At 69.0% G+C, this 14,249-nt stretch carries 12 protein-coding genes; 7 read left to right on the top strand and 5 right to left on the bottom strand.

Features of this window, described 5'->3' with window-relative positions; genetic code table 11:
* The first annotated feature begins 3 nt into the window (after positions 1-3).
* Positions 4-696, top strand: a complete 693-nt coding sequence (urtE, locus tag J2739_RS23790; RefSeq protein WP_309906290.1) for an urea ABC transporter ATP-binding subunit UrtE — start codon at positions 4-6, stop codon at positions 694-696.
* 147 nt (positions 697-843) lie between these two features.
* Here urtE and J2739_RS23795 read toward each other — a convergent pair whose 3' ends face one another.
* Together J2739_RS23795 and J2739_RS23800 are read right to left on the bottom strand one after the other, a co-directional pair.
* Complete coding sequence (locus tag J2739_RS23795; RefSeq protein WP_309906478.1) at positions 844-2,283, bottom strand: MFS transporter; 1,440 nt, start codon at positions 2,281-2,283, stop codon at positions 844-846.
* A gap of 457 nt (positions 2,284-2,740) precedes the next feature.
* Positions 2,741-3,571, bottom strand: coding sequence for an urease accessory protein UreD (locus J2739_RS23800; RefSeq protein WP_309906291.1), 831 nt, complete (start codon positions 3,569-3,571; stop codon positions 2,741-2,743).
* Between the two features lie 52 nt (positions 3,572-3,623).
* On the opposite strand from J2739_RS23800, the gene J2739_RS23805 reads away from it, so the two are divergent.
* Positions 3,624-4,013: an OsmC family protein gene (locus tag J2739_RS23805; protein WP_309906293.1), complete on the top strand. Its 390-nt coding sequence runs from the start codon at positions 3,624-3,626 to the stop codon at positions 4,011-4,013.
* A 28-nt stretch (positions 4,014-4,041) separates the two neighbouring features.
* Here the strand turns inward: J2739_RS23805 and J2739_RS23810 are convergent, their stop codons facing one another.
* Together J2739_RS23810 and J2739_RS23815 are read right to left on the bottom strand one after the other, a co-directional pair.
* A complete protein-coding gene (locus tag J2739_RS23810; protein WP_309906295.1) occupies positions 4,042-4,935 on the bottom strand; it encodes a DMT family transporter in 894 nt (297 codons plus the stop codon).
* Between the two features lie 7 nt (positions 4,936-4,942).
* On the bottom strand, positions 4,943-7,078 hold the full coding sequence (locus J2739_RS23815; protein ID WP_309906297.1) for a hypothetical protein: 2,136 nt from the start codon (positions 7,076-7,078) through the stop codon (positions 4,943-4,945).
* Positions 7,079-7,198: 120 nt separating this feature from the next.
* Here J2739_RS23815 and J2739_RS23820 point away from each other — a divergent pair, with 120 nt between their 5' ends.
* From J2739_RS23820 to J2739_RS23835, 4 genes are read left to right on the top strand one after another with little or no spacing between them, the layout of a single operon-like run.
* A complete protein-coding gene (locus J2739_RS23820; protein ID WP_309906299.1) occupies positions 7,199-8,701 on the top strand; it encodes a hypothetical protein in 1,503 nt (500 codons plus the stop codon).
* Positions 8,702-8,704: 3 nt separating this feature from the next.
* Positions 8,705-9,598, top strand: coding sequence for a hypothetical protein (locus J2739_RS23825; RefSeq protein ID WP_309906301.1), 894 nt, complete (start codon positions 8,705-8,707; stop codon positions 9,596-9,598).
* Between the two features lie 40 nt (positions 9,599-9,638).
* On the top strand, positions 9,639-10,736 hold the full coding sequence (locus J2739_RS23830) for a TAXI family TRAP transporter solute-binding subunit (RefSeq protein WP_309906303.1): 1,098 nt from the start codon (positions 9,639-9,641) through the stop codon (positions 10,734-10,736).
* Between the two features lie 16 nt (positions 10,737-10,752).
* Positions 10,753-11,649, top strand: coding sequence for a DUF72 domain-containing protein (locus tag J2739_RS23835; RefSeq protein ID WP_309906305.1), 897 nt, complete (start codon positions 10,753-10,755; stop codon positions 11,647-11,649).
* A 20-nt stretch (positions 11,650-11,669) separates the two neighbouring features.
* Here J2739_RS23835 and J2739_RS23840 read toward each other — a convergent pair whose 3' ends face one another.
* Positions 11,670-12,854 carry a glycoside hydrolase 100 family protein gene (locus tag J2739_RS23840; protein WP_309906308.1) on the bottom strand — a complete coding sequence of 395 codons (1,185 nt, stop codon included), beginning with the start codon at positions 12,852-12,854 and terminating at the stop codon, positions 11,670-11,672.
* Between the two features lie 273 nt (positions 12,855-13,127).
* Between J2739_RS23840 and J2739_RS23845 the strand changes: the two genes are divergently transcribed.
* Positions 13,128-14,225: a lipocalin family protein gene (locus J2739_RS23845; protein WP_309906310.1), complete on the top strand. Its 1,098-nt coding sequence runs from the start codon at positions 13,128-13,130 to the stop codon at positions 14,223-14,225.
* Positions 14,226-14,249: the final 24 nt, after the last annotated feature.

Raw genomic sequence — 14,249 nt, forward strand, 5'->3', positions numbered from 1 at the left:
ACCATGCTCAAGGTCAAGAACATCCATCAGTACTACGGCGGCTCCCACATCCTGCGCGACGTGAGTCTCGAGGCGCAGGCCGGCAAGGTTACCGTGCTGCTCGGCCGCAACGGCGTGGGCAAGACCACGCTGCTCAAGTCGCTGATGGGCCTGGTGCCCATCAAGAGCGGCAGCATCGAGTTCGATGGCGCTTCGATCCAGAAGAAGACGCCCTACGAGCGCGCCCGTGCCGGCATGGGCTTCGTGCCGCAAGGCCGCGAGATCTTCGCGCGCCTCACGGTCGAGGAGAACCTGCGCATGGGCCTGGCTTACCGGCCCGCGGGCACGCCCATTCCGGCCGAGCTCTTCGAGCTGTTCCCGGTGCTCAAGCAGATGCTCAACCGCCGCGGAGGCGATCTCTCCGGCGGCCAGCAGCAGCAGCTCGCGATCGCGCGCGCCCTGGCGCCCCAGCCGAAGCTGCTCATCCTCGACGAGCCCACCGAAGGCATTCAGCCCAGCATCATCAAGGACATCGGCCGCGTGATCCGCATGCTCGCCGATCGCGGCGACATGGCGATCGTGCTGTGCGAGCAGTACTACGACTTCGCGCAGGAGCTGGCCGACGATTACCTGGTGATGGAGCGCGGCGAGGTGATCGCGCGCGGGCTGGGCAAGGACATGGAGGCGCAGGGCGTGCGACAGCTGGTCGCGATCTGAGCTGCCGGCGGCATCGTCCCTCGGCCCCCGCGAGAACCACGACGAGCACGGCGCGATCGTCGAGGCGCTGCGCGCGCGATCCGGAGCGCGCCCGCGAGGGCATGCGCGCGCATCTGCGCAGCCTGCGCGAAGACGTCAAGAACGCCCTCATCGAGTGAGCGACTTTTCATCCGAGGTGCCCAGCGGCGGCGCCACCTCTTCGAGCGGCTTGCGCTCCGCGTCCACCGCGTAGCGCAGCGCCAGCAGACCGGCCACGATCACGAGGGCGGCCCCGATCGCGTAGCCGATGGCCACCGCGCCGCGGCTGCCGGTCTCGATCAGCGCGCCGAAGAGCACCGGCGCCGCGAAGCCGCCCGCGCCCGTGCCGACCGCGTAGAAGATCGCGATCGCGATCGCGCGCATCTCCAGCGGGAACACCTCGCTCACCGTCAGGTAGGCCGAGCTCGCTGCCGCCGAGGCGAGAAAGAACACCGCCGACCAGGCCAGCGCCTGGCTGCGCGCATCGAGCCAGCCCTGCATGAAGGCCCAGCCGGTCAGCGCCAGGCCCAGGCCCGAGCACACATAGGTCAGCGCGATCATCCGCCGCCGGCCGACGTGGTCGAACAGCGGCCCCAGGATCAGTGGCCCGAGCACGTTGCCCAGCGCGAACGGAAAAATGTACAGCCCCACGCGGCCCTCCGGCACGCCGTGGAAGCGCGTCAGCACCAGTGCATAGGTGAAGAAGATCGCGTTGTAGAAGAAGGCCTGCGAGATCATCAGCGCCAGCGCCACCAGGCTGCGCTGCGGGTAGCGCCGCACCAGCACCTGCGCCACCTCGCGCCAGCCCGCGCTGGCGCGCCGTCCAAAGTGAACGCGACCCAGGGGCTCGAGCAGCGTCCCGCGCTGCGCGGCGACCTCGGACTCGATGTCCGTGACGATGCGCTCGGCCTCCTCGGCGCGGCCGTGCGCGATCAGCCAGCGCGGGCTCTCGGGCACGTGGCGCCTCACCAGCAGGATCGCCACCGCCAGCAGCGCGCCCAGGCCGAAGCCCGCGCGCCAGCCCCACACCGGCCCGAGCACACGCGGGTCGAGCAGTACCAGGCTCAGGCCCGCGCCCAAGGCCGCGCCGATCCAGAAGCTGCCGTTGATCGCCAGGTTCACGCGCCCGCGCACGCGCGCCGGGATCAACTCGTCGATCGCGGAGTTGATGGCCGCGTACTCGCCGCCGATGCCCAGTCCGGTCAGAAAGCGGCACAGCGCGAAGAAGGCGAAGTTGGGTGAAAAGGCCGTGGCCAGCGTGGCCAGCGCATAGACCGCGAGTGTGATGAGGAACAGCTTCTTGCGCCCGAGGCGATCGGTGAGCCGGCCGAAGAGCAGGGCGCCGATCACCGCACCGCCGATGTAGAGCGAGCCCGACCAGCCGATCTGCGCCGCGTTCAGCGCCAGCGTGTCGCCCCGCTCCAGCACGCCGCCGATCGAGCCGACCAGCGTGACCTCCAGCCCGTCCAGGACCCAGGCAATGCCCAGCGCCAGCACCACGCGCCAGTGCCAGCGCGACCAGGGCAGGCGGTCGAGGCGGGCCGGGATGTCGCTGTGGACACCCGTCATCAGGTCGGCTTCGCGGAGCACGGCATGGCCACGAGCCTAAACCCGGACGCGGGTCGCCCCTGTAGTCGCATGCCCCATGTGCGGGGCCGGCCGAGAGCGGGATTTCAGAACACGCCGAATACCTTCAGCAGGATGATGACGCCGATCGGCACGCCGCAGAGCCAGAGGATGATGCTTTTCATGAAGGTCTCCTGTCAGTGAAACCGCATCCTGTGTCGCATCCCGCGCACCGCGCGACGGCAAAGGCCGGTCAGGAGAGTAGGGGAGTGGACGTGCGGCTGTCGGATTTCATCCCCTGCGCCCGTGGACAAGCTTGTGGAAAACTCTGCGCACAAGTCGCGGAGCCCTTGTCCTGCAATGGTTTTCAACGCATTGCCTGTTGAAAGAGCAGCCGGCCCCCAAGACTGGCTGCCGCGTCCCGTGCATGTGGAAAAGCGCGGCCCGTGCGCACCGTCCGCTACATCGCCCAGATCCGCGGTGCCGCGCCCTGCATCTGCCAGAGCTCGGCACGCCAGGCGTGCCACACCTGCCGCAGCAGTTGCATCGCGGGCTCGACCACCGGCGCCAGCGCGCGCAGCACGATCACCTCGCCCGTGGGGCTGGTGGCGCCGGCGCTGTCGCGCAGCGCGTGGGCGTCGATCAGTGCGCGCGCCCGCTCGAGCGCGGCCTCGCGCCGGGCCCGCGCGATCGGCGAGCCGGCGACGAAGAAGATCGAGGCCAGGCAGCGATGCCCGGCCAGGCCCAGCGGGCCGTCGAGCAGCCGGTGGTCGGCGGCGTCGATGCGCCCGCGCTCCAGCCACGTGCCGGGCATTTCGATGTGCTGCTGCAGCGCGCCGCGCTCGAAGGGCTTGCCGGCGTTGGGCAGGCCCAGCGCCGCGAGGTCCCAGCCGATCAGCTCGGCCCCTGCGGCAGGACGCACGACGAGGCGGTTCTCCGCGCGACAGCCGCTGAAGCAGATGGCCTCCAGCGGCAGCCATTCGAGCCGCGCGCCGGGCTCGAGCAGCAGCTCGGTGCGCTGCAGCGCCGGCTCGCCTTCCGATCGATAGAAGCGGCTCGCGCCAGGCGTGGTGATCAGCCCATGGCTGCCCGCTGCGGCGCGCACGCGGATGTCCAGCGTATCGCCGCCCACCAGGCCGCCCGGCGGATGCACCAGCACGTTGTGGCAGACGGCGTCGCCTTCGGGGTAGAGGCTCTGCAGGATGCGCAGCGGGCCTTCGTGGCGAAAACGCGCGACGCTGCGGTGTTCTTCGAGGCTGTAGTCGAGTTCGAGTCGCGCGTGCCAGGGCATGCCGCAAGTGTAGGTGGCGATACCATCGTCCATCCCCAATCAAGGAAAGCCCATGAGCATCACCGTTCGACGCGACGGCGTCACCGGCACCCGCCACATCCTCAAGGTCCGCGAGCACGAGATCGCCGTGGACACCGGCGGCGAGCACGATGCGGGTCCCACGCCGCATGACCTCTACGACTCCGCGCTGGCCGCCTGCAAGGCCCTGACCGTGCTGGTCTATGCGCAGCACAAGGGCATCCCGGTCGAGGAAATCGAGGTGGTGGTGAACCGCGACGACAGCCAGGAGCGGCAGGGGCTCTACAAGCTCGACACCGCGCTGCATGTCACCGGCGCGCTGAGCGAGGAGCAGAAGGCGGCGCTGCTTCGCGTGGCGGGCAAGTGCCCGTTGCATCGCCTGATGACCGAGGTGAAGACGGAGATCGAGACGCGGCTGGTCTGAGCGGCACGCGGGTCTGCGGGCCGCCGGCTCAAGACCGCTTGGCCCTCGACAGCCTGAACGACCACCCCAGGTTCAGCCCTGCCGCCGCCACCAGGATCGCCGCCGCGCCGGCGACCTGCACCGGCCGCAGCCGGTGGTCGAAGGCCACCATGTCCACGCCGATCGCGACGATGGGGTAGACGAAGGACAGGGCACCCACCGAGTGCGTCGGCAGCTTCTGGATGGCGCCATAGAGCAGCACGAACACCAGCCCGGTGTAGACCACGCCCATGACCGCGAAGCTGCCCCATGCCTTGGCGCCGGTGGGCAGGTCCGAGAGGTTGGCGAAGGGCGCGATCATCACGATGCCGACGCACACCTGGGCGAGCGCGATCATGTGCGGCGGCGTGCCGCTGAGCTTCTTCGTGATCACCGCGGCAACCGCGTAGAAGAAGGCCGCGCCCAGGGCCATGAGCACGCCCGAGACATAACCCGTGCCCGTGTAGCTGACGCTGGCCTCGGGCTTTGCCTGGACGATCAGCAGCACGCCGGCGAAGGCAATGCCCAGCCACCCGAGCTGCGTCGCGCTGATGCGTTCGGAAAACAGCAACGCCCCCAGCGCGACCAGCATGAAGGGCTGCGTGTTGTAGACCGCCGTCGCGATCGAGATCGACGCGCGCGAGAACGACGCGAAGATCAGCAGCCAGTTGAGCACGATGGCAATGCCGCCCAGCACCGACCAGCCGAGGAGGCGAAGCGAGAGCTTGCGGCGCAGCATGCCAAGGCCGGCGCAGACGAACAGCAGCGTGCCGGCGCCGAACACGCAGCGCCAGAACAGCAGGTCGATGATCGGCTGCCCGGAGCGCACGACGAACCAGCCGATGGTTCCCGAAATCACCATCGCAGCGGTCATCTCGACCGCGCCGCGTGTCTTGTTGTTCATCGATCCTTCAGGGCACGTTCGAGGTGTTGATCTGGTAGGGGCGCCCCTGCATCGGGAAGCTGCCGCCGAACTCGATGGCGATATCGCCGGTGGGCTTGACGGGGCAGCCGCCCGGCGGCTGGCAGGCCCATTGCGCGCCGCGGTCGGCGAACACCACGGGGCCGTAACGGTAGTTGAGCACCGCTCGGCCGCCGTAGTCCGCCACGCTGAGGGTCAGCCCGACATTGGCGAAATTGTCGATGTCCTCGGCCGCGATCGGATCGACGAGGCGGCTGTCCTGCAAGGTGCGCACGACGCGGCCGCTGCGCCCGTCCGGCGAGAAGCGCACCCACTGGATGCTGCGATCGCCGCGCGAGGTGACGATCACCTGGCCATTGAGCGGGTCGTCCTTCATGCCCGGCTCCGGTTCGCCCTTGGAATGCGCAAGCGAGGTCGGGTTGCGGCCGATGGCGACCTTGCCCAGGGCCTGGATCTCGTTCGGCGAACCCGCGTGCACGTCGGCGCCCGGTGCGTAGCCGCCCAGGCTGAAGATGCGAAGCGCGCCCTCCTGCGTGGCGATCCAGGCACGCGCGTCCTTCGAGCGGGTGAGGGTGGTCTTGACGGCGGTGGGCCGCGCATCGAGCGCGACGGTCTTCACCACCACCGGCCGCGCCTGCGGCTTGAAGCCGAAGCCATGCGGCCACTGCCGCTCGTCCTGCCCCACCGCGCCGATGCCGGCGACGGCATCGCTGAAGTAAACGCCGTTGATGTAGTCGAACAGCGGCTTCAGGTCGATGAAGGCGGCCATCTGCTCCGACTTCGACACCACCACCGCCACGCCGCCCTTGGCGTAGCGACCGTAGTTGCCGCCGCCGCGCGTGAACGAGCGCCAGTGCGTGGCGAGCGGCGAGTTGGCCTGGCCCATGAAGAGGCCGCCGCCCAGCACCGTGTTGAAAGGGTGCATGCCGGTGGTCACCGCGATCTCGGTCGGCGCCTTCATCTCGGCCGGCAGGTCGACGTAGCCCAGCACCTTCATGAAGGCGATGTTGCCCATGTTCGGCAGACCCGGGTACACGCCCTGCCATTCGCTCCACCACTCGTAGTAGGGGCCCTCGAGCTTGCAGCCGTCGCACAGGCCCGCCAGCGCGACCACCGCGACCTGGCCCTTGAGCTGCGCCGTGTCCCAGACCGTGACGAAGGCGAATTCGCTGTTGCTCGTCATCGCGACCGCGGTCGGCACCTTGTTCGGCGCCAGCCGCGCCGTGGCCTGGTTGTGGGCCGTGTTGCTGCCCGTGGTGGCGAGCAGCCCGTTCTGGAAGGCGATGACCGAGGTCGGGCAGTAGCCCGCCGGACCGCTGCAGCGTCCGGCCGCGATGGGCCGGGCGCTGCCGTCGTTCGGCAGCAGGCCGGCAGCGCGGTACTTCACCACGTTGATGCTGTCGAGGCCGCCGCCTCCGTGCTGCCAGGGCAGTTGCGGCTTCTGCGCGTAGGTGTTGGCTTCGAAGGCGGAGGCCTGCAGATCGCCGACGCCGGCGCGCTCGACGGGATCGTCGGCCAGGAACACCACGCTGGACTGGTTGGTCGAGTAGGCGAAGTCGACCTCCTTGCGCGGTCCGCCCACCTGCCAGGAGGTGCGGCAGTGGCGCTGGTTGTCCTCGCAGCGCGCGAACTGGTCTTCGCGCTCGTACAGCGTGGGCAGCTTCGCGCGTGCCGCGGCGTCGGCCGTGGGCTCGGGTCCGTAGCGGTAGGCGATGCCCTCCGCATCGCCCATGTTCGCGGCGATCGCGCGGTAGGCCTCGGGAAGGACCTTGCCCGCGCGATCCACCACCTCCGTCACGCCCTTGGCCGAAAGCCGGGGCGAAGCGGCCTTCGCCGTGGCGGTGGCGATCCAGGTGCAGGACTTGCGGACCTGCGGGGCCGGGTCGGAGCCGAAGAAGGCGTTGCTGCAACTGCCCTGGCCGCTGACCACTTTCTCGACCCAGCGATCCCCGGCGCCGTAGCGCACCCGCGCCGGCGCAGCCAGCACGAAGTCCTCACCCTCCGACTTGCGCCATGTGGGATCGGGTGCCTGAGCCTGGGCGATGCAGGGCTGCGCCAGAAGCAGCACCAGGGGCGCCGCCGCGGCGAATGCCCGCAGCGGTGCGGCGGGGCGATGGGCTTTCATCGTGCGTATCCTGCCATGCTGACACGATTCAATGCCAAACCCGCGCGGACGCTGCGGGGTTGGTGATTCCCCTCAAGAGGAATGACGCCCTCGAGAAAACCAACGCATTACACTGATTGAATGTCCACTTGGCTGGCGTCGGCTCTTCAGATAGAGCATTGGGCGGTGGGCGACCAGACCTGGTCGCGCAATCCGGCCACGGGCGCCTTCGAACTCGCCGATTACAAGGGATGGGGCGCGCCGCCGGCAGCGTGCGATCCGCTCGACCTGGCGACCCTCGTGGGCGCACGCGTGAGCGTCGATGGGGCAGATCGGGCGGGCAAGTCCGTCGCGCTCTACCCCGGCGCCTTCAAGTTTTCTCCCGTCACGGGCAAGGCGCTGCCGGCGCCCTCCGTCCCGCATCGCGGCACCTGGCTGCCGCCTTTCGGCGCCGCGGATTCGCTCGAGGACCCGCCGCAGGGGCTGCGCCTGACGGCCGCTCCCCTGGCACTGCGCCCGACGCTGAGCATCGAGTCCGTTCCGGACCGCCAGCTGGCGGCCCCGCCATCGGGACACTATCAATTCCTGGTCAGCGCGTGCGACACCTGCGATGCCCGATTGCTCGCCCTGGAGTATTCGAAAGGCCGCATCTACCACTGGCTGCCGCACTCCGAGCGCTGGCTGGAGTTGCGCTGCAGCGTGCCGCAAGCGCTCGCCGGCAGCTCCCTCGGCGAGGAGGCCTGGGGCATGGCGGTGCAGGAGCCGCAAGGCGCCACGCGGATCTTCATGCCGACCGACGCCGGGCTGGCCATCGTCTCCATCAACCTGATCGCCCGGACCTACGCGTTGCGCACCGTCGGCACGCGCTGCGTGGGCGCGCCGATCCTGTGGCAAGGCAGGGTGCACGTGCCCATGCTCGAGCAAGACGGAACGCTGGGCGTCTATGCCCTCGACGCGGCCGGCACCGCGCTCCGCCGCGTGCAGGGGCCGGCAATCGATGCTGCGACGGCGAAATGGGTTCGCCCGCTGGCCGATCGCCGGCAGATCGTCTGGCTGGCGCCGGCGGGCCAGCTGGTTGTCAAAGCCGGTGCCGGCGATGCGGTCGAGGCATCCCTTCTGCCGTGGCCGTCGGGCATCACGCCGAGGCTGGCGCTGGGCAGCCCCTACCTGTCCCGCAGCGGCCACCTGTGGCAGCAGTGCGTGCAGCAAGACGACCAGGGCCAGCGCTTCGTCTTCGTGCAAGTGGGGCTCGGCGATCCTGAAATCAGGCCGGCCAGTTCGCCGCGCCTCAGCACCGGGGCGGCCTGCTTCCAGCTCGATGCGCGCCTGCGGATCGCGCCCTGGTTCGATGCCGACGACTGCCTGGATTCGGAAGCCGGCGAAGTGATCATTCCCTTGATCGAGTCGACCTCGGCGTCGAGCGTGCTGTGCGCACGCGTGTCGAGTCCCGGATCGGTCGAAAGCCTTTTCGCATCGGATGACGCGTGGACCACCACATTCGAACTGCACGGCGAACGCGACGTGCAATTCTGGGTGGCTTCCCTGTCCCGGCCCTGGGCGACGCTGCCTTTTGTCTATGCGGGCCACCTGTATCTCTACCATCCTGACAAGCGTCGACTGCCAGGCTGGCGTATCGACCCTTGAGCCATGGCGAATCCGGCCGAACTGGACCTGAGGTTCTCGCAGCCATGCAGGCGTTGTGCGCACCTGCTGCATGGGCGCGTCAAGTTCTGCCCCTACTGTGGCAGCGAGGCCGACTCGCCCCCCTGGCGCGACGAGGCGGCCAACGCCGCCTTCGGCCCCGGGCGCGCGACGCCCGATCACGACGAGCCGGCTGCGTCCCTGGCCGAAGAGGCGCCCGTCATGCCGCGGCGCGAGGTGCCGGACAAGACCGAGCTTCCGGCCGTCGTCGAGGCACGCAGCGATGCCGCGGACGACGCGGACCTCGACATCGCCCACATCGTCCCTGCCGCCTTCGAGTGGCCCGACGAAGTGCCGGCCACGATCACGCCCGAGCCTCCCGTCCCCACGCCGCGCCGCCGCCCGATCCTGAAGTACGCGGCGATCGCCGCGGTCATGGTCGCGTCCGTGCTCGCCCTCGTCCTCGGCTATGTCCGCTCGACCCGGCAGGACGAGGCGGACCGGTCGCGCGCGCTGACGGCGCAGCTCGCGCAGGCGCAGAGTGCCCTGGGCCGAGGCGACCTCGTCGCCGCGGAGCGTGAACTCGCGGTGCTGGCCGCCACCTATCCCGATCATCCCGGCGTGCGCCAGTTGAGCGATGCGCTGGACCAGCGCGTTCGCGAACAGCTGGCCAGGCAGGAACAGCTTCGCGAAGCCACCGCGAAAGCAAGCCGCTCGCTCGGCATCGGCGCCGCCGCTCCGCCCGTGGCCAAGGCCACGCCGGCGATCGAGGCGCCGGCCGCCGCCGCCGCGCCGGCCATTCCCGCGCAGCAACCCGCGAAGAGCGAATGCAACGAAGCGCTTGCGGCCCTGTCGCTGTGTGCAACCGAAGCCACGCCCGGCGTCGCGAGCGGACGATGAGCCGCGGGACGACCATGACGACCATCTTGAAGGAGGAAGCATGCCGATCCGACCACTGCTGACGGGACTGGTGTCGATGGTCCTCCTGTCCGCCGCGCTCGCAGCGCCGCCGCCGTCCAGGTCCGAGTACAAGATCGTCACCGCCTCGAAGAGCGGCACCTACATCCAGATCGGACGCGACCTCGCTAAGTGGGTGGCCGAGCCCGCCGGCATCGATCTCGAAGTCCTGGAGTCCAAGGGCTCGGCGGAGAACGTGCATCGCATGCGCTTCGAGCCGGGGGTCAAGCTCGCGCTGGTGCAATCCGACGTGTACCAGGCCTTCCTCGACGAGGCGAAGGCCGGCAGCGCCGATGCGGGCAACATCATCCGCCCGCTGCGGCTCATCCTGCCGCTCTACGACGAAGAGATCTACTTCGTTGCCCGCGCCGACTCGCCGCTGAACTACATCCACGAGATCAGGAACAAGAAGCTCGGCGTCGGCCCGCTCGGCAGCGGCACGGCGCTCAGCGCGAGAACGCTCTACCGGCTGATGTTCGACGAGCCGATATCGACCGACAACGCGCAGTACCTGAGCAACGAGGAAGCGCTCGCCAAGCTCACCGTCGACAAGTCCATCGATGTCGCCATCATCGTGGCGGGACAGCCCGCCAAGCTGTTCACCGACATGAAGCCGGAAGCGCGCAACTTCATCAAGATCCTGAAGCTGGACGACAAGGCGCCTGAAACGGCGAAGGTCACGAAGACCTACTTTCCCGCGACCATCCGCGCGGCCAGCTACGCCAACTGGCTCGCAGCCGACGTTCCCACGCTGACCATCAAGGCTTACCTGGTCACCTACGACTACGGGCTGCAGTCCACGGTGGGCAACCTGGCCCGCTTCGCCGAATCGCTCTGCACCAACTTCGACAAGCTGCAGGCCAACGGGCATCCCAAGTGGAAGCAGGTGCGCCTGGAACTGCCGCCGCTGAGCCAGGGATGGCGCTACTACCCCCCGATGGAAAAGCGGCTGCGTGCCTGCATCGCCGGCCGGACGCTGTCGAACACGGGCGCCTTCGGCAGGGGCGCATCCCAAGCTCCATCCCAACCTCAGCGCCCCTGCACGGAGCAGGAGCTGGTGCTGGGCATCTGCAACCGATGAGGGCCGCCGGCAGGCCATGAGCGTCCTCGTCGGCACCGCCTCCTGGACGGACAAGACGCTGATCGACTGCGGCCGCTTCTACCCGGCCGGCTGCAAGACGCCCGAGGCGCGCCTGCGCTACTACGCCTCGATCTTCCCGCTGGTCGAGGTCGACAGCAGCTATTACGCCATCCCGCTGCCCGCGACCGCACAGCAGTGGGCGGCGCGAACGCCCGAGCACTTCGTCTTCAACGTGAAGGCCTTCCGCCTCTTCACCGGCCATCTCACCGAGACCAAGGTGCTGCACAAGGACCTGCAGCAGGCGCTGGGCGCGGGCCGCAAGTTCTACGACAAGGACGTGCCGGAGGAGATCCTCGCCGAGCTGTGGAAGCGCTTCGCCGAGGCCCTCGAGCCCTTGCGGCGGGCCGGCAAGCTGGGACTGGTCCACTTCCAGTTTCCGCCGCGGCTGCGATGCAGCAGGGAGGCCCTGGCCCGGGTCGAGCAATGCGTCGCTCGCATGCCGCAGCACACGCTCAGCATCGAGTTCAGGCACAAGTCGTGGTGGGACGGCCCCGAGCGCATCGCGAGCACGCTGGCCTTCCTGCGCGAGCACCGCCTGGTCCACACCATCGTCGACGGCCCGCAAGGCGCGGACAACAGCGTGCCGGCCGTCTGGGAAACCACGCATCCCGACTACCTGCTGCTGCGCCTGCACGGTCGCAACATCGACACCTACAACATCCGGGGCGCAGCCTCGGCCGCCGAGCGCTTCGACTACGACTATCCGGACACCGAGCTCAAGGACCTGGTCTCCGAAGTCGTCCGCCTGGCCTACAAGGCGAAGCACGCGCACGTCATCTTCAACAACTGCGACGAGGACAAGGGGCAGCGCAACGGCATCAGCTTCCTGAAGATGCTGTTGGCCTACGGGTGAGCCGCGCTGCCGGGCGGGGCTCACCAGCCCGCCGCGCCGCCCAGCAGCGCGCGCCTGGCGAGCAGGAAGGTCGCGGCATTCCAGCTCTGGCCGGCCATTCCCCTCGGCGCCAGCGTGCGGCCGTGGAACCATTCGGTGAAGCGCCAGTCGTCCAGCGCGTTCACGCGCGCCAGCCGCGCGAGCTCGGACCAGGCCGGTGCCTCCAGCCCCAGGCGCGCGAGCGTCATCACCCAGAAGCCGCCGACGAAGGGCCAGATGCCGCCGTTGTGGTACTGGTGCACGAGGTTCTGCTGATGGCGCCCCATGTAGAGCCGCCACAGTGCGTGCTGGGGCGTCAGCGGGTGCAGCACCACGCGCACCGGATACGGCACGCTGGCATTCGCTGCGCTCAGGGTCTCGACGATGCGGTAGGCCATGGCGGTATCCGCCAGTCCGCACTGGATCGACAGCACATTGCCGAACACGTCGCCCTCGTGGCCGACCACCGAGAGATTGACGAAGCTCAGGTACAGGCCGGGGTCGCGTCGGCCGCGGCGCGCATAGTGCCGCAGCAACCGCGCCCGGTGGTACTTGGGCAGCTCGGGCTGGAAGGGATTGAAGAGATGGTTGAAGTGGTAATGCGTCGCCTCGGCGTGGTCGAGCCCGTAGCGGCGCTTGACCTCGTACCAGAGCGCGTTGGTGTAGAGCACATAGCCCGAGCGCGGCATGATGTCGGCCCAGTCGCTGGCCTCGTTCTGCTGCAGCAGCCGGAAGTGCTGGTGCTCCTGCGCCAGCAGCCACCCGATCGCGCGGCCCACTTCGCCGCCCCAGTGCAAGGGGCCGACGCCGCCATGGCGGCGCACATGGTCGACCGCAATCAGCCACCACAAGGTGGCGTCGATACACCCGAGGTACCAGAAGTCGGCATCCCGGCCTTCCGGATCGACGTACTTGGGGATCTGTCCATTGGCCGCCTGCTGCGCCGCCAGCGCGTCGAGGCTGTTCACCGCGCCCTGCTCCAGCGCGGGCACGCCGCTGCCGCACATCGCCATCACGCAGATCGCGGCATCGCGCCCGAAGATGCGCGTGTAGCGGCGCGCCTCGGCCTCCTCGGTGCGGCTGGCGGCCAGGATGCCGTGCGGGGTCAGGTTGCGATGGAGCAGGTCGAGGGAGGCCTGCGCGCAGTCGTCGATGAGGGAGAGGGTCGGGGCGTCGAGATGGGTCATGGGTGGTGGGTCGTCGCCGGCGGGTGCCGAGGGTTCCCGTGGCGTTCACGCCAAGGGTAAACCCGTGCGCGAGCGCACGCCGAAGTGCCGGCCGCGAAATGAAGAATTGAAATCTAAGATGTCCTGCCCATCGAATGCCGGCCTGCAAGGCGAAAGGATGCCGTGAACACGAATGCCGATGATCCCTCTCCAAAGCGCCGCAGCCGCTCTGTCTGGGAACGCTCGCGCTCCCTTTCCCGGGCCAGGGCACGGGCGAGGGCGCGAAGAAGGGGAGTGATCATCTTCCTCGCCGCGCTGGTCAGCGTCGGGGCGGTCATCGCCGCGGGCCTGCACTACCTCTCGACGACCGAACGTGTACCGTCCACCAACATGGCCGCGGTGCCTTCCGAAGCCAGCCAAAAGCCGGTGGAACGAACGGCCGCGCTCCCGGCCCTCAACCTGCCGGCGGACGATGCGCCGCACGGGTCCGCGATGGAGTGGTGGTACTACAGCGGCATCCTCGGCGCGGAGGCAGGCCAGCGCTATGCCTTCCACATGGTCGTCTTCGTGGCCAACGGGCTGGTCAAGCACACCGTCATGCACGCGGCCTTGACCGACCTGCAGACCGGCAAGCGCTACCTCAGCCAGACCCGCACCGGCGGCACGCCGGCGACGAAGGTCGCCAATGGCTTCGACTTCAGGCAGCAGGGCTGGCAGGTGGCGGCGTCGCCTTCGTCCCATTTTCTGCGGGCCGGCTTCGACGGCGCCTCGATCGCCTTCGACCTGGGCGTCGCAGGCCCGGCCGTCGCGCACCGCGCGGCCGGTTCGGACACGCCGGGCCTGCTCGATTTCGGCAACAGCGGGATCAGCTACTACTACTCGCGCCCCCGGCTTCCCGCGCAGGGCAACATCGTCATCGCAGGGAAATCGCTGCCGGTGCGCGGTGACCTGTGGTTCGATCACCAATGGGGCGAGTTCGACGTGCTGACGCTGGGCTGGAACTGGTTCGCCCTGCACCTGGCGGATGGGTCGGACCTGATGTTGTACGAGCTCTTCGACGCGGACGGCCGGAAGGTCATGACCGCGGGGACCCTCTCGAATGCCAAGGGGTCCCGGCCGCTCCAGCCCGGCGAGGTGGCGTTGGTGCCCGGCACCACGTGGACGAGCCCGAAGACGGGCATCGCCTATGTCGTCGAGTGGCGCATCGAGCTGCCATCGGGCGTCCTGAACATCAAGCCCTTCCTGCCCGACAGCGAATTCGACTCGGGCGCGACGACCGGGAACGTCTATTGGGAAGGGCCCGTCAAGGTGAGCGGCAGCCAGGAGGGGCAGGGCTTCCTGGAGTTGAGCGGCTATGACCGCTTGAGCGCCAGGCAGTCGAAGAGCAAGTGATGCCGCGGCGGCGCTGACCGATTC

It is taken from the genome of Variovorax soli (genome assembly GCF_031454625.1).
Lineage (GTDB): Bacteria > Pseudomonadota > Gammaproteobacteria > Burkholderiales > Burkholderiaceae_C > Variovorax > Variovorax soli_A.